Source organism: Acidovorax sp. 93, assembly GCF_003633835.1.
GTDB lineage: Bacteria > Pseudomonadota > Gammaproteobacteria > Burkholderiales > Burkholderiaceae_C > Acidovorax > Acidovorax facilis.
The window spans coordinates 2,216,302-2,237,128 of the sequence record NZ_RBIT01000001.1 but is presented as its reverse complement, the minus strand read 5'-3'; the positions used below and the strand labels follow the sequence as shown (position 1 = coordinate 2,237,128).

16 protein-coding genes and 1 pseudogene are annotated in these 20,827 nt (G+C 56.2%); 9 read left to right on the top strand and 8 right to left on the bottom strand.

Features of this window, described 5'->3' with window-relative positions:
- Positions 1-6 precede the first annotated feature (6 nt).
- The 4 genes from C8C93_RS10085 to C8C93_RS10065 form a co-directional block, all read right to left on the bottom strand.
- The gene (locus C8C93_RS10085; protein ID WP_121506792.1) at positions 7-999 is read right to left on the bottom strand and encodes a YafY family protein; all 993 of its coding nucleotides are present in this window, start codon (positions 997-999) and stop codon (positions 7-9) included.
- Between the two features lies 1 nt (position 1,000).
- On the bottom strand, positions 1,001-2,536 hold the full coding sequence (locus C8C93_RS10080; protein ID WP_233559312.1) for a DUF2779 domain-containing protein: 1,536 nt from the start codon (positions 2,534-2,536) through the stop codon (positions 1,001-1,003).
- A gap of 10 nt (positions 2,537-2,546) precedes the next feature.
- The gene (locus tag C8C93_RS10075; protein WP_121506790.1) at positions 2,547-4,637 is read right to left on the bottom strand and encodes an ATP-binding protein; all 2,091 of its coding nucleotides are present in this window, start codon (positions 4,635-4,637) and stop codon (positions 2,547-2,549) included.
- Between the two features lie 736 nt (positions 4,638-5,373).
- Positions 5,374-6,078: an SOS response-associated peptidase gene (locus C8C93_RS10065; protein ID WP_121506788.1), complete on the bottom strand. Its 705-nt coding sequence runs from the start codon at positions 6,076-6,078 to the stop codon at positions 5,374-5,376.
- 36 nt (positions 6,079-6,114) lie between these two features.
- Here C8C93_RS10065 and C8C93_RS10060 point away from each other — a divergent pair, with 36 nt between their 5' ends.
- The 3 genes from C8C93_RS10060 (at position 6,115) to C8C93_RS10050 (ending at position 8,986) form a co-directional block, all read left to right on the top strand.
- Positions 6,115-6,564 carry a LexA family transcriptional regulator gene (locus C8C93_RS10060; protein ID WP_121506787.1) on the top strand — a complete coding sequence of 150 codons (450 nt, stop codon included), beginning with the start codon at positions 6,115-6,117 and terminating at the stop codon, positions 6,562-6,564.
- Between the two features lie 27 nt (positions 6,565-6,591).
- Positions 6,592-7,890: a Y-family DNA polymerase gene (locus tag C8C93_RS10055; RefSeq protein ID WP_121506786.1), complete on the top strand. Its 1,299-nt coding sequence runs from the start codon at positions 6,592-6,594 to the stop codon at positions 7,888-7,890.
- Positions 7,891-8,023: 133 nt separating this feature from the next.
- A complete protein-coding gene (locus tag C8C93_RS10050; RefSeq protein ID WP_121506761.1) occupies positions 8,024-8,986 on the top strand; it encodes an IS5 family transposase in 963 nt (320 codons plus the stop codon).
- Between the two features lie 336 nt (positions 8,987-9,322).
- On the opposite strand, the gene C8C93_RS10045 is transcribed toward C8C93_RS10050, so the two are convergent.
- From C8C93_RS10045 to C8C93_RS10035, 4 genes and pseudogenes are all read right to left on the bottom strand, one after another.
- A complete protein-coding gene (locus C8C93_RS10045; RefSeq protein ID WP_121506785.1) occupies positions 9,323-10,450 on the bottom strand; it encodes a hypothetical protein in 1,128 nt (375 codons plus the stop codon).
- 48 nt (positions 10,451-10,498) lie between these two features.
- Entirely contained in the window at positions 10,499-11,158 is a 660-nt protein-coding gene (locus C8C93_RS10040) for a hypothetical protein (protein ID WP_121506784.1), read from the bottom strand.
- A gap of 288 nt (positions 11,159-11,446) precedes the next feature.
- Positions 11,447-11,518: pseudogene (locus tag C8C93_RS25645) on the bottom strand (IS3 family transposase); the annotation flags it as partial.
- Entirely contained in the window at positions 11,519-12,037 is a 519-nt protein-coding gene (locus tag C8C93_RS10035) for an IS3 family transposase (RefSeq protein WP_121506783.1), read from the bottom strand.
- 333 nt (positions 12,038-12,370) lie between these two features.
- On the opposite strand from C8C93_RS10035, the gene C8C93_RS10030 reads away from it, so the two are divergent.
- From C8C93_RS10030 to C8C93_RS10005, 6 genes are all read left to right on the top strand, one after another.
- Complete coding sequence (locus tag C8C93_RS10030; protein ID WP_121506782.1) at positions 12,371-13,810, top strand: hypothetical protein; 1,440 nt, start codon at positions 12,371-12,373, stop codon at positions 13,808-13,810.
- Positions 13,810-14,622 carry a hypothetical protein gene (locus tag C8C93_RS10025; protein ID WP_121506781.1) on the top strand — a complete coding sequence of 271 codons (813 nt, stop codon included), beginning with the start codon at positions 13,810-13,812 and terminating at the stop codon, positions 14,620-14,622. Before C8C93_RS10030 ends, C8C93_RS10025 begins: the two co-directional genes overlap by 1 nt.
- 11 nt (positions 14,623-14,633) lie before the next feature.
- Positions 14,634-16,424, top strand: a complete 1,791-nt coding sequence (locus C8C93_RS10020; protein WP_121506780.1) for a hypothetical protein — start codon at positions 14,634-14,636, stop codon at positions 16,422-16,424.
- 20 nt (positions 16,425-16,444) lie between these two features.
- Positions 16,445-17,557: a hypothetical protein gene (locus C8C93_RS10015; RefSeq protein ID WP_121506779.1), complete on the top strand. Its 1,113-nt coding sequence runs from the start codon at positions 16,445-16,447 to the stop codon at positions 17,555-17,557.
- The gene (locus C8C93_RS10010) at positions 17,557-18,123 is read left to right on the top strand and encodes a thermonuclease family protein (protein ID WP_233559311.1); all 567 of its coding nucleotides are present in this window, start codon (positions 17,557-17,559) and stop codon (positions 18,121-18,123) included. Before C8C93_RS10015 ends, C8C93_RS10010 begins: the two co-directional genes overlap by 1 nt.
- Positions 18,124-18,572: 449 nt before the next feature.
- Positions 18,573-20,786 carry a hypothetical protein gene (locus C8C93_RS10005; protein WP_121506778.1) on the top strand — a complete coding sequence of 738 codons (2,214 nt, stop codon included), beginning with the start codon at positions 18,573-18,575 and terminating at the stop codon, positions 20,784-20,786.
- Positions 20,787-20,827 lie beyond the last annotated feature (41 nt).

Sequence of the window (20,827 nt, the reverse complement as noted above, 5' to 3'; positions counted from 1 at the left end):
CTACGCTCATAGCGAATTTCCCCGTTCTTTCTGGTGTTCACCGATTGGGTTGCGTTGAACATCAGAGATCTGATTACCAAACCCCCTCAGCCACCACTCCAGCATTTCGCTATCGACGACTGTGGCTGTAATTTCGAGGTGCCCATCTTCGTGCTCAACCACTTGCTGGTCAGTGGACAAAGGAGACTCCATCAGGTGCATCCCCGCGCTGCGTTTGATGCGGAAGATTAGACGCACCTTTTCGCCCTCACCGAACCCAAAACGCCCGTCATCGTCATAGCGCTTGAGGTCAAAAGTCTTGGGCCGCTCGAAGGTGAGCGTTGACACTTCGGCTGCCGCTATGCGATGTAGTGCCAGGTTGCGTTCATTGTCAAAGCCCTGGAAACGGCAAACGAGATACAGCCGGGATCCCTGTTGCACTAGTCCTAGCGGCATCACGTCCGCGCTGGTGCGTTTGCCGCCTGCGTTCTTGTATTCAATGTGCAGCCAGTGATTGCTGTATAGCGCTTCGCTTACGGCCTCAAACACACCAGCAACAATTTTGGGAGGCAGCAAAGGCTGGCTCGTCGCCACCACGCGCACTTTTTCTGGCCATTCGCGCTCAAGGCGTGCACTGCTCACCGAGCCCAGATTGCGTCTCGCTTGACTGAAGAACGCATCCATGGACTTCATGAGTCGGGGCGGAAGGAGGTTCTTGAGGTGCTCCTCTGCCAATTGCAGTAACAGGGATTCCTGTGGCGTGAGGTTGGGCATGGCCAGTGCTTTGGCCTGCTCAAGCCATCGATAGCCATAGGGTTTGCTGCGGTCGTCCCGCTCGATTTCAAAGTGCTCGCTGAGCATTTCCAGCTGGCGTTGGATGGTGCGCAGTTCACGCTCCATCCCAGCATCCTTGAGCTGCTGGTGCAGTTCGCTGGCAGTGACCTTGCGGCCACGCGGAATGCGGCGCAGGAGTTCGACGGCCAGCTTGACCGTTTCGAGGGTGTCGGGTCGTTTCGCCATGTCAGATCTTCAAGGATGAGTTGGAGAATGCGGCCCACAGGCGGACCATGGCGTAAGTGTCGAGCGCGCAGTAAGCCAGAAGTTGTTGCTCAATCTCAGCCTTGCGTGCCGCCGAGGTTTGCGGCGACATCGCCTCCAAAAAAACCTCCATGGCCATGCCACCATCCTGGACACCATGAAGGTCCGCGTAATTCAGATCAGGGCAGAGCGCTGGGAGTACCGCCTTGATGCTCCAGCTCCCTTGCTGGCTTGGGTGGTAGTAGTGCTCACGCGCCACAGGCAGCAGATCCACCACGCGCTCGTTCAGCGCCAGGAGGGCTTCAGACAGGCGTGGAAAACGTTGCGCCAAATCGCGGATCCTGGCCGTCTCAAAGCCAGAGTTGTAGACAAAGATGGGACTACGCTCACCGCACGCAATGATCAATGCTTCAGCAAAGGCTCTTGAGGGGTCGCCACCCGAGAGATCGAGAAAAGCCTGCTGTTCGAGCTTCCCGGTGCGCGCGAGGCGATGCACACTGAACTGAAACGGGATCTGCTGGTAGGGGCGTGTGCCTTTCCAGATCGGTATAGCGAACTGGATAGTTTCGAAATCCATGAAATACGCAGGCAGCTTGTGCTGGGCCAGATCACTCTGTGCGCTCTTTTGATCAAAGTACGTTTGACCCGTGAGCGTGACCACCTTCACGCGCCTCTGCTTTTCATTTAGCAACGCATCCGGCACATCGCGCAGTTCGTACAGCCCGTGGGTCTCAACATGTACTTTCAGCCCTTTGCTTTGGGCTCCTGGCAGCCAATGCAAGGGCTGCTCAGCTTGGGGCTCCTTGCTTTGGCAGTAGGAAAAGAAGCCGCACTCATAGGGAGCGCTGCACTGTTCGCCCGTTGAAACCCGCGGCTCCTTCTTCTTGGCAACGATCCCGTGGGATTCTTCGATCCAGCTGCGCACCTCGGTCCCGCGTGAAAACGCTTCATCGGTCAGATCGTTCTCGACCAGTAGCCCACTGTAGTCACCACCGCCTGGATAGACCCATGAACTGTCGATATGAGCCAGCGCAATCCCAGCCAGGGGCACCCCGGAGGAGCGAGCCAGAAATGCTTGCACGGCTGCATCGTCCCGGTGGTAGTCCTTGACGGAGGTGGACGACTTCACCTCCACCATGCGCCAAGCCCGTTTGCCGCCTCGCTTGACCGGCAGCATCACATCGGCAAAGGCCAGGGCTCCTTCGGCGCGGAATCCAGCCTCGAAGATCGGCAGGTTTCCCTGCAAGAGCGCTTGCGTCCGAGCAAAGGCTGCTTCGAAGCCTCCCACTTTGAAATCGATCAGCGCGCCTTTGCCCTTGGGGTCATAGACCTGCCTGGCAATGTCGCCAACCTGATGACCGGCCGTAAAGCTGGCCTGGGTGGCCGAGGAGTCTTCTCGCAGGTCCGGGCGATGCACCTCCAGCCACAGCCTCTTGGGGCACTGCCGAAACGCCAGCAGCTTCGATTTGGAAAGCACACGCAAGGCCGACTCCCTCTTGTTTGAAAGAAATTCTCCCATGGGTTTGTGCTCACAAAAACCCGATGGCGCGATTCGTGCCATGTTTCACCGCACATTCGGCTTCGAGGGCCGAAACGAGGGCGGCAGGAGATGCAATGGGCCGGAATCGGTGCTGGCGCACCACGGTTGCAAAATCGCCCGGCGTCAGCGAACCCAGTCGTGAAATCCTGGCCTGCTCCTCCGACTGTGGTTGTGGCAATCCGAGTCCCTCGCAGTGACGCGACAGCAATTGCCACGCTTGTTCAGCACGCAGAAAGTCGAACTTCACTTTGAGGTCAAACCGGCGCAGGGCAGCCTGGTCCAGCCCTTCCATCAGGTTGGTCGAGACCACAAACACCCCTGGGAAAGACTCCATCTGGGTCAGCATTTCGTTGACCTCGCTCACTTCCCAGTTGTGCTGGGCACCCCGTCGATCCTGCAGAAAGCTGTCCACCTCATCGACCAAGAGCACCGCCCCTTCGTTTTGCGCTTCGCGGAAGGCTTTGGCGATGTTTTTTTCGCTCTCACCCAGCCATTTGGATTTCAGATCGGAAGCGCGTTTGACGAGCAGAGGAACGCCGAGCTGCTGAGCGAGCCAGCGTCCGTAGGCAGTCTTGCCGGTGCCAGGTGGTCCGAACAGACAGAGCCTGCCAGAGCGTGCAGCGACGAGGCCTGCGGCTACGGCGGCCAGATCCACATCGGCATGGATGAAGCGTGGGTCGTAAACCTCCGGCAGTCTGTTTGGATCATGCGAGAGCAGCGGACCGTGCCCCTGGGCTTCCATGGTGCTGGAGATCAAACGCTCCAACGCAGCTGCCGTCTTTTGAGGGCCAAGGTCGTCCCGGATCAAGCGAATGACTGAACTCGCCTTTGCGACTACCGCTGGAGCAAGGCTTTCGGCCTCTGCAATGTAGGAAATCCGTTTGGCATCGAGCAGATCGCCACAGCTGCTTTGAAGAATCCGTTCGCGCTGCGTCTTGGGTGGGATGGGCAGCTCAAACACCATGTCAAAGCGACGGATGAAAGCGGGGTCGAGACCTCGCATGGAGTTTGACATCCACAGCGTGGGCACTGGGTTCTCCTCCAGCATCCGGTTGATCCAGGCCTTGCGCAGCTGGGCGGTGCTCTTGCTCCCGAAGAAGCTGTTGCCATCGTTGAAAACGTCTTCTACCTCGTCGAACGCGATCAGTGCTTGCTGTTGGCAGAAGAAACTCTGAGCGGCACGAAAGGCTCGCAGACGATGCTCTCCATTGATCGGGTCGCCATCTGCGTCTTCGCTGGCGACTTCAAACAGCTCATACCCCATCTCCTTGGCCAAGGCTCGCGCGAGCTGGCTCTTGCCTGTTCCTGGTGCGCCGTGCAGGAAGATGTTTACGCCACGCCGGCCAGTGGCCATTGCATTACGCAGATAGGGGCACAGAATCTCCAAGGAGGACTGGATGTGGCCATAGTCGGCCAAGCTCAGTTGAGCGGGGCCTGCCGCAGACACGGTGCCGCGCAACAGGCTGATAGGGTCGGCTTTGGAGGCAGCCATCTGGTCAGCGAACCCTTCGGAGAGCAGATCCAGCTTGTAGCGCAATGCGCCACGCCCACTTCGGTCCATCATGACCAACCCCGACCTGGCAAGAATGCCTGTGGCACTCAGCGAGGCGCGAATGTCTGGCTCGGGCAGATCAAGAATGATGGACAAGGCATGAAAGACTTTGATGGACGACAGATCTCCCAGCCATTCAGTTGCGTCGTCGAGAAGACGCTCGTTGTGAATGGACACCGTGAACTCCAACACCTTGCAATCGGTAGTGCTCAAGCCCACCAAGCCAGACAACTGATCGATGTTGTGACGCAGGAAGGTTGACTGACGCTCCCCGCTCCACTGCCTCTCCGCCTTCTGGTGCAATTGGCGCAGCTCGGACTGCACGGCTTTCTGATCGAAATCTCGTGCTTCGGGCTTGTTCCAGTGAGCCAGTCCGATCACTTCTGCCAAAGTGTCGTTATTGAATCTGTGTTGATTCACAAATTCGCGATATCCCCCCAGGGGAACCAGGATCCGCAGCAACCACAGACGGATGATCGGTTCAACACTGGCTGGATTGCATGAGCTGTAGGCGGTACGTCTTGCCATGATGGTGGTCTCTCCTTGTCGATGAGATCCATCATCCGGGTGGCTGCGACGTAATGTGTCGCATGCAATGTGGTGGGGTGGCTACTGCGTTCTTATACAACTGCAACTAACCGCCTCTCAACGGTGGGGAAGTCCACCAACAGAGACAACCGGATCTGTTCGCCCATCTCCGGCGCGTGGACAGCCCCATATGTCCATTGTTTTTGTTCCATGACTCGGCTAATCGCAGCCCAAACTCTCTTGAGTTCAGCCAAGCCTAGTAAACCAGATCGTCCTGAGACTACAGTAGCCAAGCTCGTGACCGAGTTGCCTCCCGCAGAGAGCTCAGTCGCGACCTGTTCCAGGGCGCTGTTCAATTGGTCCGCTGGGAATATGTATGTGCCGTACCAGACAGGTCTGCCGGACTTGAACATCATCCGAATTTGATCGCCGTCCACGTTCACATAGGCGCCAGACCGGTGGCTCCTCGTGAGGTCAGCCTGCACCACGGCCCACTCGGCTTCACTCCTAGCTCCGCGCAAATTCCTCAACATCCGGGTTCTGACTAATGGCAGGTCATCTTCCAAGGTCTCCATGGCTAAACCCTCCTGTGCAATATGAAGGGAGAATACTGGAGAGCCTTGATTTTTAAGCAGACTCCCCTGGAAAAATGGAGGGGAGCAGATCACCAGCGCTACTTTCAGCGAATGCTGCTCTCATCCGCAGGAGGCGAGCGCGCTCTGGCAACGCAAAGATGTCAAGTAGCTTCTTGCTGTGGGTTTGGCAGTTGCATCTCGATGGTGGAGTCCAAAGGGCGGTGCAAAAGTCTTTCCAGTAGTGGGATCCTGATCAACGTTTCGGCTTGGTCAGCGGCACCGTGCAACCAGATATCCCAGTCAGACTGCTCCAACGGCACCACCGTACGCTTGTCCTGCATGTTCGGCGGACGTTTGGGGTCTAGCCGGTGCATCAGATTCAGCACCGGTGTGTCATCGCAGTTCTGGGTGATCATGGTGTAGCTGGCCAGTACCTCACCCGTTGCGGGGTCGGCCCATTCACTCCAAAGGCCTGCCAGTCCCCAGGGCTCGCCATCAGCTCGTGAAAACTGCCAGGGAATGTGTTTGCCTGTGCCCCAGTAGGGTTCGACGTATAGCTGCGCTGGGATGATGCAGCGCTGCCCCTTGCGCCAAGGGCCCCCGTAAGTCCATGACTTGGCCATGCCCTCTCGGCGGGCATTGACCGTGCTTAGGCGCTTTCCCTCTTTGCTGGTCGGAATGTGCGTCTTGGAATGCGGTGGGATCATGCCCCACTGACCCACAACCAACTCACGCCCTTTGTTTTGAGCACGCATGAAAGGGCCTCGGTACAGCGGACTCATCTTGTCGCGCCACTCATCCCCGGGCACGTCTGCAAAGTGCAGAACCAGCTGCTCGCGGTTCGGGACCTCGTAATAGGTGCACATGGCAACATTCTGGCAGCAGGAAGCTATACTGTAAATATGCACAGTGTTTTGGATTCACCTTTTCCCGTTCCGTTTGATACGGCGGCAAGTCGGTTCACGCTGCCCATCTGCGGCGTAAGCGTTCGCGCTGGGTTTCCATCACCAGCAGATGACTTTGTTGTGGATCGGCTAGACATCATGCAGTTGCTGGTGAAACACCCGCAGGCCACCTATTTCTGGCGCGTGCGTGGCGACTCAATGCGTGAGGCGGGCATTGATGATGGAAGCATCATCGCGGTGGACCGCGCCGTTCGTCCCAAGCACGGCTGCATAGTAGTGGCACTCGTCGATGGCGAATGCACAGTGAAGTACCTGCACCAACGTGCCGGACGCATGAAGCTGAAGGCCGCCAACCCCACCTATCCCGACATCATCCCGCGCGACAGCCAGACCATCGAGGTCTGGGGTGTTGTACGGGGCTGCGTGAAGCTGTTCCTCACGTCCTAAATTCAGGGCACCAGCGAGTGCATTGGTATGTATGCCCTTGTCGATGGGAACAACTTCTATGTGAGTTGTGAGCGCGTGTTCCGGCCCAGTCTCAACGGGCGACCCGTGGTGGTGCTGAGCAACAACGACGGCTGCGCCATCGCCCGCAGCAATGAAGCCAAAGCCCTAGGCATCAAGATGGGGGCGCCATGGTTCCGGATCCGCCACATGGAGGAAACCCACGGCCTGGTTGCACTGAGTGCGAATTTCACTTTGTACGGCGACATGAGCGACAGGATGATGAGCCTGGCAGCGGGCCTGGGTCCCACGCAGGAAATCTACAGCATCGATGAGTCGTTCATAGGTCTGCAAGGAGTACAGGGCGACCTGACCAAACGCTGTCACGCCATTCGTGACCGCATCAACCAGTGGGTGGGCATCCCCTGCGGAGTCGGCATCGGCCAGACGAAGACGCTGGCCAAGCTGGCCAACTACATCGCCAAGACGGCTGAACGCAAACCGGGCAGCTATCCTGCTGAGCTGGCCCAGGTGTGCAACCTTGGTACTTTGTCTGCCCAAGATCTGGATGATGTGTTGAAGGCTACGCTGGTGGAGGAAGTGTGGGGCATAGGCCGCAAGATTGCCGCACAGTTGCATGATGGGGGCGTGCACACCGTTCTGGACTTAGCCCGGTTGGATCCGGCCACTGTGCGCAGACGCTGGAGCGTCGTGCTGGAGCGCACCGTGCGCGAGCTGCAGGGGATGCAGTGCATCGACCTGGAAGATGCCCCCGCCCCCAAGAAAGAGATTGCGTTCACTCGGTCATTCGGCCACGCAGTGACCGAGCTTCCCCCACTGGTGGAAGCCGTGAGTGAATTCGCCAGCCGTGCAGCCGAAAAGCTGCGCAAGCAGGGTAGTCTGACCAGCCAGCTGCTGGTGTTTTCTCATACATCACCTTTCCGCCCAGGACCGCGCTTCAACAAATCGGTGGTGGTACCGCTGCGCCGGCCCACCGCTGACACCAGCAAGCTTGTGTGGGCCGCTGCAGCGGGCATGCGGCATATTTATGAGCCCGGCTACAAAATGGCCAAGGCTGGAGTGATGCTTCTGGATCTGGTGCCTGGCAGCGTGGTGCAGGGCGAACTCAACTTGGAAGAGGAGGACCAACGGGACAGGACAAAGTTGATGGTGGCGTTAGATATGCTCAACCAGCGCTACGGAAAAGGCACCGTGCATTCGGGCGCCACAGGCGGAACCAACAAGGGCAAGAACTGGGGTATGAGGCAGGAGAGGCGCACACCTCAGTACACGACGAGGTGGGAGGATATGCCGGTGGCGCGTGCCTAAGGCAGTGGCTGTGCGCAAGCGCAAGATCAATGACAGATTTGACATCATTGATGTCTCTTATATCTAAGGAAATCCTGCAAAACCTCGTGGTCAGTCTGATAGATCAAGGTGAGTCGTGGCATCCTCGCAAGCCATGAAGCAAAGCAGCCTTGACCTGAACCTGAGCACCAAGAAGACGCGCAAGCAGGAGCTGCTGGCCCAGATGGATCGGGTGGTTCCCTGGGCTGCATTGATCGATCTCATTGCCCCGTATTACCCAGAGGGCAAGAACGGCCGCCCACCCTTTGCACTGGAGAGCATGCTGCGCATCCACTGCATGCAGCAATGGTTCACCTTGTCGGATCTGGCGATGGAAGAAGCCTTCTTTGACACCCCGATCTACCGGGAGTTTGCAGGCCTTGATGTCCATGGGCGAATGCCTGACGAGAGCACCATCCTGAGATTCCGCCATCGGCTGGAGAAACACAAGCTGGCCGAGCAGATTCTGGCCACGGTCAACGAACTATTGGCAGCCCAGGGCTTGTTGCTCAAGGCGGGCACTGCGGTAGACGCTACCTTGATTGCAGCGCCCAGCTCTACCAAGAACAAGGACAGAAAGCGCGACCCAGAGATGCACTCCAGCCAAAAGGGCAACGAATGGCACTTTGGCATGAAAGCCCACATTGGCGTGGACGCAGACTCAGGACTGGTGCACACCGTCATTGGCACCTCTGGCAACGTGGCGGACGTTGTAGAGGGCAACAGCTTGCTGCACGGGCAGGAGAAAGACGGGTTTGGCGACGCGGGCTATCAGGGCGTGCACAAACGCCCGGATGCCCGGGCTGGCGTGACGTGGCACATAGCGATGCGTCCGGGCAAACGCAAAGAGCTGAACAAAGAGAACAACCCCGTTGACGCGCTCATAGACCAGATGGAGAAGATCAAGGCAAGCATCCGGGCCAAGGTGGAGCATCCCTTCAGAGTGATCAAGCGGCAGTTTGGATATGTGAAAGTGCGCTACCGGGGGGTGAGGAAGAACACGCTGCAGCTCAAGACGCTGTTTGCGCTGTCCAATCTGTGGATGGTGCGCCATCAATTGCTGGGGGCGCAGGGATGAGTGCGTCTGAACACAGGCAAGGGGCCGCGAAAGCGGCGCAGATGGCCCAAAAGGGCGTGAAAAGTGGTGCGAAGACGCAGGCTAAACGGCATCCATCGCACTATCTGAAAACGTCGGCCTTGTAGCACTCATGGATCCGAGTTATTCAGGACATCCCTAAGGACTGGATGACGGTACTGCCCAGGCCCGTTAGCCGGGCTGCTTACGGTCATTAGGGTCAAGCGTTTATTGGCTATGCGACAAGCACTCTCGCCCAAAGCTGCCGTGAGAGGAGTTGCGATGGTAGTTAGGACACTGGCCACCAGCCAGTTGGCTGCTAGCATCAAACAAAGATCACTACTGTAGAAATTGCCCTCGTTTTACCCGCCCACCCTCCAGTACCAGCAGTAAGCGTGGGTTCTGAGCGAGCACTAACCTTTGCTGCAGTTCGCGGACCTGCTTAACATCTTCATCGAGCTGCTGCTGAACTTTCGATAGTTTGGCCTCCACTAGGACAGCATTAGCCTGTGTGCTTTTAGCAAGCTCGAAGACCGGTTTCATCTTGCTTAAATGCCAACTCACACGTCGCTTGGTAGCGTTCCACTGATTCATCAGGCCGTCCTCGCTACTGAGCTCCGCCAAATAAGTATCGCCTGCAATCAAAAATTCCTTATTGCCTCCATGTTTGATAAATAAAATCAAATTGGCCATCACTAAGCATTGCATGCCCAGCAAGTACTCACGCTGAAGATGATTAATTCGCCAAATTTTACCCTGCAGCGCCTCTCGCAAATTATCAGAACCAAACCAGCTGCTTGAATCGAATGCTCTGACCTTCGTATGTGCATCCTCTAAGTCGCGGCGAATGTGATTCACCTCTGCACGTACTTCTTGAGCCCTTTGCGCTAACACTTGCAGCGAATCAGCAAGCACCGGCTCGCCCTGCGAAATAAGTGCACCTAACCGCTGCAAATGCTCCTGAAAGACCTCAATCTTGGCAAACCGCGATCGCTCAAGGTGCTCCTGAATGCTCTTCACCTGCTGTTCAATAGATTTCAAGCGCTCGTTGATATCGGCCAGGTGCTTTTGTGCCAGCACCTGCGAGGCGATGTTTAAGACCAATCCTGTCGTCACTACCGACTTGAGATCCTTGGCCTCGTGAAAACGTGCCTGTGCCCCAAATTTTTCTGAACCCTCTTTGTACACAGCTCCGATAGCACCACTGCCGTCCTTGGCCTGCACCAACTTGCTGTATTCGAAAGTGCACGTCATCAGTTGCGAGGAGTTGCCAGATACCGATGCAGCGGAGCATGGCACCAATCCCAGCAAGTGGTTGAATTGAGACACGCTGCTCGCGTCAAGCTCCGAAGTCTGAGATACGAGGCTTGAATGCGTTTCGTCAGCTTGATGAAACTCTACCAAGGCGCGGCCATGCTCATCCTGGAGTTCTATGCTTGGCACAACTTGCAACCTTATATCGTTCATATCTGCTCCTCTTCTTCAATTTCAATTGAATTCGTGGCTTGACGCGAACTAAGCCTTAACCGCTAGCATTTTTATGCGCGCAACTTGCGCAATGAACGGAATCGTGACACGGTAAGCTTGACTAGCAGACTGAAAAGCCAAACTTAGAGCACTTACAACGGCAGCGGGGGGAAACATTCTCAGCGCTAAAAAAGTAGCGGCACTTGCCGCTGCAGACAAGCCAAGAACAATGCCCTTTTCATCGACGTTCAAGTTTTCCTGCATATCGAAGAATCCGCTCACCACCTTCGCCTCAGTACAACGTGCCCAACGCTCGTGATCAGTCATTTTTTGCCAATTTTCGCCAAACAGGCTAAGGACGATTTCTCGCTCCTTCTGCCAAGAAGATTTTGTTTTGCTGTCCTTTCCATTAAGTTTCTTGTGCACATCGGTTAACAGCTCATCATAAGAAACGGGCTCCTTGCGCAACAAGTTCATCGCGGAATGTCCGCCGTATTCCTGCAATTCGTGCAGCAAGTTACGAAGCCCATCCTCGCTGTAATTTTTCTCTGCCTTTTGATCTAATAGCAAATCCTTGATGGACGATGACAGTGCGACACGACCCGCACCATCATCAGTTAGAACATCCACTAAAAAATCAATATCTTCTATATTGCTGTGCTGCAAAACTTCCAATAACACTGCATCACATTTCACGATCTTCTGCATCGCTGTATATACTTTCTTTTTGATTGGCTGGTGATGGTTTTATAGGTATACGTAGTCGAGCTTCGTTCAGATGCCACTTTCAGGTCCGGCCAGTTCTCCGGCACAACAGACGGTGGTTTGCTCCATGGCTTTTTAACTAGCGCATCCTGGAATCATTTGCCCCGTGGATTCGCGTGTTCGATCACGATAATTTGGAAACCAGGTACTTCCTTGTTGGTGTAATTCAATAGTGAATCGCCCCGATTTTGAACTGACCCCCCAGAAGTTGGATGGTCACGATTCCGCCGATTAGGCGGTGCTTCTCAATCGGTATTCCACCGGACTGAGCCCCTGCAGCCGGAGCTTGATGCGCTCTTGGTTCTAGTAGTGGACGTAATCATGCACGCCCGCTTCGAGCGTATCAATGCTATCGGGCCTTTCGAGATGGAAGTACTCGGCTTTCTGGGGGCCGAAGAAGCTTTCAATCGCCGCGTTGTCGAAGCAGTTGCCCTCGCGGCTCATGCTTTGCTCGACTCCGCGTCGCACGAGCATCGCTCGGTAGGGCTGCATCTTGTAGTGCCAACCTTGGTCGGAATGCACGATCAGGCCTGCGAAGCAATTGGTCCGCGAGAGCGCGGCCTCAAGCATGCTGGATACCATCTCGAAGACCGGCCGCCTTGCCATGCGGTATGCGACGATCTCGCCGTTGTACAGGTCCATGCAGGCCGACAGGTAGAGCTTTTGGCCGCTTACATTGAACTCGGTGACATCGGTCGCCCATTTCTGGTTCGGCGCGGTCGCGCAGAAGTCGCACTGCAGAACGTTGGGTACGTGCGCATCGCTCGCGCCCGGGACATACCAGGAGCGCTTCTTCGCCCGGATCAACGCACGTAGCCCCATCTTTGCGGAGCGCTTACTTTGCGGAGCGCTTGAACGGGGATCAGTGGAAGGAATTCGATCGCGCCGAGGATGGGTACGAGAGCTACAAGGACACAATGGCCAGTGGCCTGGTTGCGCTGCGATAGATGACCTCTGACCTGGATGTGGGGCCGAGACGGGAGGTTGATCAACGTGACGCCCAGCAGGGCCAACCCCAAGTCCCTGTTCACCCGGCACCGCCCGATGCGGGGGAGGATGCTCCGTCTCTGAGGTCGGTTGCATTGTGTAATGATTGCGATATGAATGTTACGTGCGCGGATTGCATTTCGAATACGACACAAAGGACGAGGCAAATTGGGAATCCTGCATAGGTTCAAGAACTGGCTCACGGCATCAAAACGGCCAATTGAAGCGCTGGGTCACCCCGACCTTTATCCGATAGATATAGAGCAGATCACAATTGAGCTCGACCTCTTGGAAAAGGCTAAGGACCTGGGTCAAAAGGGCCTCCCCGCACCGGACGCAAAGATGCTCACGGGTTCGGAGGCAGACATTGTCCGGACGATCGAGCGGCATCGACAGGGCAACGTGAACTGGGCAGTCAGGCGCTTGGCTGTTCTCAGCGAAGCAATGTCGAAACAGCAGATGACACTGCAAGTCAACCAAGCACGTCAGGCGGATGAAGAGTTCAACCGAAAGGCAAACCTGCGTCTTGCCGACTTTGAAGCGCGCTTGAGAGCGTCAGGCATGCAGGCGAGGGTTCATCAGGAGGAGCTCGAGAGTTTCAGAGCCCTAAACCGGCTTACCCGGCAGTCGCGACACCAATCTGCATTGCGTTCCATCCTTGCGCTCGCCATCGTAGGCATCTTCATCCTCATTGAGGGGGCGGCTAATGCGACCCTATTTGCCCAGGGCCTCGACGGGGGGTGGCTCGAAGGCCTGGTTATCGCGATGCTGTTTGCCGCCGTTAACGTGGTGCTTGCCTTTGTAGTTGGGAAGTACTTATTGCGTCAGCTGTTTCACCGAAGCTGGCCCAGAAAGTTCGTTGGTATTGCAGGAGCCGTACTGGGCCTTCTGTCAGTTGGGTGCATGGCGCTCCTTACCACGCACTACCGCGACAGTCTTACAGCGGGCGTCGAGAACGCCGCCACCGTGGCTTTCCGGTCGGTGGTCGTGCAACCGTTGATGTTTTCGGACATTTTCTCTGTCATTCTTTGCGTACTGAGCGTTGGGTTTGGCGTGGCGGCGATGGTGGACGGCCTCTTCAGTGACGACCTTTACCCTGGCTATGGCTCCGCGTCCCGCAGGGCACAAAAGAGCCTTGAAGAGTACGAAGCAGATCTCGCAGAAGCCCGTGAAGAATTAGAGCAGCTCAAGGAAGGAGCGCTCGCAGAGTTTGACGGGATAGTCAGTCGTTCAAGGGGGGTCATTGCGAGTCTCCAAAATTGCATTGAAGACAAGCGCACCACTGCTTCCCGACTCTCAACCGCGATGCATGACGTAGACCATTCGCTGTCGGCACTCCTGCGTCGATTCCGGACTGAAAACGAAAAACATCGCGGCGGAGTACCCAGGCCTGCCTACTTCGACGAGTACCCAGCCCTTACTCAGGTACCGCTCCCCAACTTTGACATTGAGCCCGACCTAGCATCTTTGGAGACCCGGAGGAACATGGTCGAAGCGCTTGTGGCGGAAGCTCAGGACATAAGGGCCCGAATCCAAGCGTCGTTCAGCCAGCAATTTGATTCGCTTAAAACCTTGGACGCGAACTTCACAAACAAGGAGGGAACATAGTGGCCAAGCTTGGACGACATGCCCGCAGGCAGCGCAACACAACTATCGCTTGGATTGCTGCCCTATTGCTGCTGATAGTAGTAATTGTGGCAAGCGTGGGGTACAAGATGCTCAACGCAGAACCTGGTCTTAACAAAGTGACGCTTTGTCCTAACGACGGTCCGCGGGGGCACTATGTGTTGCTGGTAGATAAGACCGACCCGCTTAATTTCACCCAGAAGCAGGCGTTCTCCGTCACCTTAAAAGAAATCATTGAAAAGCGGACCCCAGAAGGTTATCTGTTGTCTATTTTCGTGCTGGGTGAAGACTTCAAGGCGAATGCGGAGCCTCTCGTTGAGCTCTGTAACCCCGGCACTGGCGCCGCCAAAAGTGCCATGACGGCCAATCTGAAGAAGCTGCGACAGCAGTATGAACACAAGTTCGTCGAGCCCATGCGTAAGCAGTCCGAAGCCCTTTTATCCACCACTGCGGCCAAGACTTCGCCCATCCTTGAAATGGTGCAGCTAGTCGGCATTAACGGCTTTCGCAAGCATGACATTAAGGGTGAACGTCGCTTCATCGTGCTTTCCGACATGCTGCACAACACGCCCCAGTTCTCGATGTTTCGCAGTGCAGCTGAATATGACTACCCTGCTTTTGCTGCAACGTCGTACGGCAAGAAGACGCAGGTCGACTTGGGCGGTGCAGACGTTGAACTGCTCTATCTCCTACATACGCCGCAGCTTCAGACCAGAAGAAATCTATTGTTCTGGGAGGAGTACTTCAAGAAGTCTGGCGCTCAGGTAGTCGCCGTGCAACCTTTGGAGGGCTGAGGCCCAGATTCATGCGCAATATCAACGTCCGTAATCTCTTCATCCTCGCTTGCGCTCTCAAGGTAGTGTCTGCGCTCGCCGGTTGGTATTTCCGGTCCCCGTGGATTCTGGGTTTCACCTTCCCGCTCCTAGTGATGGTCGCGTACATGTGGCTCGGAGCTATCCGGCGCAACGATGAGGTGAGCGATGAAAAATTCGCGGACAGTTGCTACTACTTGGGCTTCATCTTCACCATCGCGTCCATATCTGTCGCACTGATTGACCTGCCTAACATCGGCACCAATATTCAGGATATAGCGGTGCGGTTCGGTGCAGCTATGCTGAGTACGGTTCTGGGGCTATCAGTGCGGGTGGCTATGGTTACCTTCCGCAAGGACTTGGGAGATGCCATCCACAATGCAGAAGAGGGCGTGGTGGAGGCTTCTCTCAGGTTCCGCGACCAGCTCGGCGCTGCACTTGACCGTCTCAACGCTTTCGAGACTGCGGTCGACCAAGCTGCACGTCTAAGCGTGGAACGCGTTAATTTGCAGGTAGAGAACCTTTCAAAGAACCATGCGGAACGCTTGGCGCAGTTTTTTGTTGCTCTCATGAAGGGCAACCGGGAAGCCTTTACTCAGGCTCTGGATGAGGTGAAAGGAGCTAGCGCGCGTCTGTCTGAATCGGTGGACGGGTACGCGCTGGGTATGCGTTCAAACCTTGAAAGCATAGAGTCCAAAGTAGTTGCTTTCACCGATGCGGTCACCGACCGACTCAACACTACTACTTTCCCAGATGACTACTTCGCTAAGCATCTGGAGCATCCTCTCGGACAGCTCAAGTCCGCGGCTGACGGGATTCGTGGACACATCGTTGACGCATCCGAGGCCGTGGGCGAAAGCACTACCGCGCTTACCCTCAGTCTTAGAAAGCTTAGAGAGCGGGCGTCGAAGACAGAATCTGCACTTGAATCGGTCGAAAAGCTTGCAACGCAGCAGCAACTCATCATGGACAGTGCTCAAGGGCAACTGGAAAAACTCGAAAGCTTGGGTGCAACTCTCCAAACCCTCAACAACGTTTTCGAACGCGCTGTACAGGGCTTTGAAAATGTTAAAGGCAACGATGCTGAACTCAGGGACGCTATTCGCAGCGTCGTTTCTGACAGCGAGGCCGTCCGCCAGGAAGTACGTGACCGTCTTAAAGAGGTTGCTGACGAACTCATGGCCGCCACGGCTAGCCAGCACAAGAGCGTCGACCAAGCACGGGCATCGCTGGAGTCGGCTGCGCAAACCTACACAGCTTTCGCTACGCGTCTGGAGTCGGCGGCCGAGTCTACCGCTGACAAACTGCTTCAAGGTGCCAATGCGAACCTGCAAGCTGCCGACCGATTGGCAACCTCTGCCGCTGCTACAGAGGTGGCCGCTAGCAAGCTTGAGTCTGTGGCCGCGGCTGATGTTCAGGTTACGCGTACCCTCTCAGCACTCGGCGAAACGGCTACTGCAAGCATTAAGCGCGTAGATGCTGCGGTCGAGCAACTCAGCTCGCTCACGCGCCATTTGAGCGAGAGGGCCTCAGTGGCTTGGCGTGCGGAGCCGGTGGACGGAAGCCGACCACTCGCACCTATGCAGACAGGTCCGGTGGAGGTGGCGTCGTCCTTGGCTGCTTATCCCACTCCGTCGATAGGCACGCAGATGGTTGAGTCGTTGAGGGCCACCGTGCAGCGCGCGCACCCGGACCAGGCCCACAACTATTCGCCAATTGAGGTTGTACCTGCGGCAGGCGCAGGCCCCCGCCCGCAAACGGATGCGGACGTTGAGGTCCGCTAACCTCCTACCGGTACACAAGCGTGGCGCAAAGAAACGACCAAATATTCCAGCTTTCCCTCACCGAAATAGCTTTCTGCATTGTCTTCATTCTCCTGTTGCTGCTTGGCTATCTGGTGATTAAGGAGCAGGAAGAGCGAAAACGGGCTGAAGAGACGTTGGCGCAGCTTCATTCGGCTGAAGTATTGAAGCAGCATTTGGACAATGCCCGGGCGGCGCTGGTGACCGAGTTGGCCAACGCGGGGAAGGCTTCGCCTGACGATGTGATTACAAAGCTCGTTGAAGCACAAAAACTCCGCGAAGAGCGCGACATGCTTCAAAAGCAGGTTGAGGACTTAGACGCGAAGTTGACTGCGCTTACGGAACTGAAAAAGCTGATTGAGCAGAGTGCGGGCGACAAATCCGAAATCGCCAAATCTGAAGTAACCAACGCGCTCGCTCTCCAAGCTGTTGTTCGAAAAGAACTTTCCGAACCGAAAGCAAATCCATCCAGGAAAATAGGCGACCCAAGCGACCCAAGCGACCCAAGCGACCCAAGCGACGCAACGTCTTCGTTGGATGCGGTCAAGCAGGCAATTGCGACAACGAAAGTACTTCGAGCGGAACTGAAGTCCAAGCTCGGCTTAGAACCGAATGCGCTGACCGAGAAACAGGCAGTTGTGGATATTGTGGCCGCCGCCAAAAGCTTCGGGCAGATGACGCAGGGTGGGGTTACCCCAGGAGGCTTGCAAAAGGAGAACTCAGACCTCCGCGGCCAGGTGGCGTTCCTAAAGAAGCGCCTCGATGCCCGCGGCGGTCGTGATTACCCCCCCTGTTGGGCCGACGAAAGCGGCAAGGTGGAGTTTCTCTATGCCATTGAGCTTCGCGCGGATTCGGTTGTTGTGACGCCGGCATGGCCTGCTAACAGAGACGCAGACGCAAAAGGGCTGCCTGGACTTACGGCGACACTCGCTGAACCGCATTCATACAGCAAGTTCGTTTCTGCAATCCAGGGCGTTTTCAACTGGAGCAAGGCGCAGACCACGGAATGCCGACACTACGTCCAGCTCAAGAGCTTGATTCCGGACGCAGTGCAGTCGGACCGCGCTCGCCTGATGGTGGAGAATTATTTCTACAAGGTTGAGGTGCGTCGATAGTGCAGCGGCTTCAGATGGTTAAACATGGGAAAGAGTTGCTTCTCGTGGCGCAACGTTGCGCTCTCCAGGCAGGCCGGGCTTACGCCGTATACGTCTTTTTATTGGTCTTCTTTCTCGCGACCAATCCAGCTATTGCAGCGACACTCGCAGGGCGGGTCGTAGCGCTCAACGATGGGGACACTGTGACCGTGCTCGATGAACGGAACGTACAGCACAAGATTCGGCTGGCAGGAATTGACGCTCCGGAAAAGCGGCAAGACTATGGAAACAAATCTCGACAATACCTAGCGGCGTTGGTATTTGAGAAGCATGTGCTGGTTGAATGGGACAAGCACGACAGGTATGGACGCATTCTGGGCAAGGTAGTTGCCAACGGTAGAGACGCTAACTTGGCGATGGTTTTGGCCGGGCTGGCCTGGCACTACAAGCGGTACGAAAAAGAACAGTCAGTGATTGATAGGAAGCTCTACGCTGAAGCCGAATTGCAGGCGAGAGCTGTGAGACGCGGCCTTTGGCAAGCACCAAACGCCGTACCCCCTTGGGATTTTCGGCGCGGCTCGCGCTAGGCCGAAACCATGACTCACGTAAGCGCTGCAGAAAAGTGACCAGATGCCATGGAGGCAACGCGAAAGCTGTCGCGCTTCTATGACGACAGAGCCCGCTGGAGCGAAGTCGGGCCCTACAGACAGTGCCCGTTAGAACTGGCGGATGAGCGCAATAAATCGTCACAAGGAGAGCCCTACCGCCGCCGCCGAGAGCGTAGTGGAGGCGATTTTTCCCCCGCCCTCACTGAGGATGGGGCAGTGCCACCGGCTTTCACGCACCCAGTTTGAACGCTGTGGCAATGCGTCTCTTCCACGCCGCGCAAGAGGGAGCCTGGCCAGATTCCCACTTGCGGCAGTGAGCGCACGGCGACTGTTCTTTTTTCGGACTAGTGCCGAGGGCTGTGTAGTTCTTGATCAGTTCTTCGCTTCGTATTGAGATTACCGCGATCTCAGCCAGATAGCATGAGGTGATGAACGAGCATTACTACGAGACATTGTTTTCAGCGGCCCGCGAGAAAGGCTTGACGATCTCAGCCGCAGCGGACGAAGCGGCGATAGCATTTCTAGACGGAAAACCGGCGGGTCAAGGTAGGCATAAGTGGAGTGGCGGAGATCGACAAGCAGCCTTCTGGAACTCGGAGTTTTTGAACGACCTACCCGCAGATGTTTGGCGCCAAGAACCTCTTGGCTTGTCCTTAACGCGTTACCTTGGCCAAGACCGGTTGGCATTCCCTGAGATCGTGGCGCAGGTAGCCAAAATTGCTCCCGACGTGCTTGTGTGGGCTGCTCGCCACTCTGGCCTTGTGATGCGACAGGATTCACCGCGTTGGTTGGAGATCAGCGGGCTCGATACAAGTCAGCATGAAGCGATCGCTGAACTGAAGCGCGTGTTTCACATATTCCGGGAAGCCCATCAAGTACGGCAAGAGGAAGTGGAGCGTCTTCGAAAGCCCTTGTCCGAGCTTGCTCCTCTGGATCTGCTGATTTATGCCAGCCTTTTCGCCTTTGAGCACCAAATACCAGACTTGGTCTATGGTCGGTCCCAACCGGAGATGCCCGATGCTCGGGAAGCGTGGGATGCCATCGACGACATATTGGCCTGGAAACTTTCCAACTGCGATCCGTCCGATGTGCAGTTGACTGAAATGTCTATCGCCTCGTCAATGAGGCAGCATCTGATCCCATTTCTATTCCCGTCTGGGGAGAGGCCGCGACACGATTGTTATCAGGCATTTCTCGAATTACTGGGCGCGCAGGTCGAACTGAACGCATTCGAAGATAGATCTGCAGACGCCTTCAGTTGCGACGACTCCATTAGATTTGAGCGGAATGGAGATAGCGTTGAGATCGTCGAGGCGGATGCCGACGCCCGGACTGCGTGGCGTCGAGATGGCAAGAAGTTCGACCTCTTGCACCAGTACTGGTTGTACCGGGGAATGGATGCCGTCATGGCCGATCCTGACCTGCTAGCCCGCGTAAGTCCTGCGCACCTTGAGGCCAATCTTCAGGCCCTGGCCAAGGCGAAAGGCACATGGCTTCGCTTGCAAGAGGTCTATGGCATGGCCGAGCAGGTGCGAACAGACGCGGGCTCATCTGCAGCGCTCTTTCATGTGCTGATGGCGACCGAGCTGATGACGGCCTTTTTCATTGAAGACTACCTCAGGCCCTATCAGCAGTACCTTTCCGAGACAGGAAATTCTTTTCTCGCCTTGGGTCGGTTGGCATTTGGCGGCTTGCTTCAGCCCGACATGCAAAACCGCTTCCCGCTCACCTGGTCGGATCGAGCGGCCAAAGTTGATCGCATTAAGCCTTGGACGGCTACGGCAGAGCATCCAAGTGGCTCCGCACGATCTGCAGAGGCAATCCTGGACTTCATGACATGTGACTGGGCTGCGATGGCGAAGCAGTTGCGCGAAAGTGATGCAACGTTGCGTCCCCGCTGGCAAGAGCGTCCCTTGTTCAAAATGGGGCGACTCTCGCTCCAGCTGCCCTGGATGATGGCTGTACAGAACAACTCTGCGGCAGTCATCAATAACCTTCGACGGTTGGGTGCCCGAAGAAATGAAGCCAAGGAAGAAACCCGTCGAATTGAAGAACGGCTCGGAGCTCTTTTCAGAGAGCGTGGATTCCACGTGGTTGTCGGGTACGAGATCCCCGCACTGGGTACAGAGGATGCCAACGCAGGGGAAATCGATTTGATTTGTGCCCGAGACGGGCATGTGTTTGTCTTGGAGCTCAAATCAACCTACCAACGCCGCTCAGTGAAGGAGGCGTGGGCACATCGAACTTCTACGCTGCGAAAGGCAGGTCTGCAGTTGAGCAGGAAGGTCCCCGCTGTCCAGCGTGCGCTTGGACGGGACATGGAATTGACGGCTGCGCTCGGTCTTGTGGACAGCCCGCCCACGGTCACGGCTTGGATTGTTGATACATCGATCGAGTGGGATCACCAACTGTTCCGAGGTTTCCTCAAGGTCTCTCTGGAAGAGGTGCTGATTGCACTGCGAGACGACAGGCGGCTTCTAAATGACCCGCATGGGCTGTTTGCTGGACATGCCACTCCTGATCCTGGGGCGGAGGAACATGCGGAACCAGGCACAGACAACACCCTGTATCCAGATGGGTTCTCTGCCGGGCGGTTTTTTGAGGTAATTCAGACGGCTGCCGTATGGACAGGCAGCCTTTGAAGGGCTCATTATTGTTGGATCGCGCAGGGGGAGGTAGCACG

What these genes read in the sequence shown, in the direction of transcription:
- C8C93_RS10075 (WP_121506790.1), bottom strand. Translation starts at nt 4,637, where the DNA reads ATGGCAAGACGTACCGCCTACAGCTCATGCAATCCAGCCAGTGTTGAA.
- C8C93_RS10065 (WP_121506788.1), bottom strand. Translation starts at nt 6,078, where the DNA reads ATGTGCACCTATTACGAGGTCCCGAACCGCGAGCAGCTGGTTCTGCAC.
- C8C93_RS10085 (WP_121506792.1), bottom strand. Translation starts at nt 999, where the DNA reads ATGGCGAAACGACCCGACACCCTCGAAACGGTCAAGCTGGCCGTCGAA.
- C8C93_RS10035 (WP_121506783.1), bottom strand. Translation starts at nt 12,037, where the DNA reads ATGGGGCTACGTGCGTTGATCCGGGCGAAGAAGCGCTCCTGGTATGTC.
- C8C93_RS10040 (WP_121506784.1), bottom strand. Translation starts at nt 11,158, where the DNA reads ATGCAGAAGATCGTGAAATGTGATGCAGTGTTATTGGAAGTTTTGCAG.
- C8C93_RS10050 (WP_121506761.1), top strand. Translation starts at nt 8,024, where the DNA reads ATGAAGCAAAGCAGCCTTGACCTGAACCTGAGCACCAAGAAGACGCGC.
- C8C93_RS10060 (WP_121506787.1), top strand. Translation starts at nt 6,115, where the DNA reads ATGCACAGTGTTTTGGATTCACCTTTTCCCGTTCCGTTTGATACGGCG.
- C8C93_RS10055 (WP_121506786.1), top strand. Translation starts at nt 6,592, where the DNA reads ATGTATGCCCTTGTCGATGGGAACAACTTCTATGTGAGTTGTGAGCGC.
- C8C93_RS10005 (WP_121506778.1), top strand. Translation starts at nt 18,573, where the DNA reads ATGAACGAGCATTACTACGAGACATTGTTTTCAGCGGCCCGCGAGAAA.
- C8C93_RS10045 (WP_121506785.1), bottom strand. Translation starts at nt 10,450, where the DNA reads ATGAACGATATAAGGTTGCAAGTTGTGCCAAGCATAGAACTCCAGGAT.
- C8C93_RS10020 (WP_121506780.1), top strand. Translation starts at nt 14,634, where the DNA reads ATGCGCAATATCAACGTCCGTAATCTCTTCATCCTCGCTTGCGCTCTC.
- C8C93_RS10080 (WP_233559312.1), bottom strand. Translation starts at nt 2,536, where the DNA reads ATGGGAGAATTTCTTTCAAACAAGAGGGAGTCGGCCTTGCGTGTGCTT.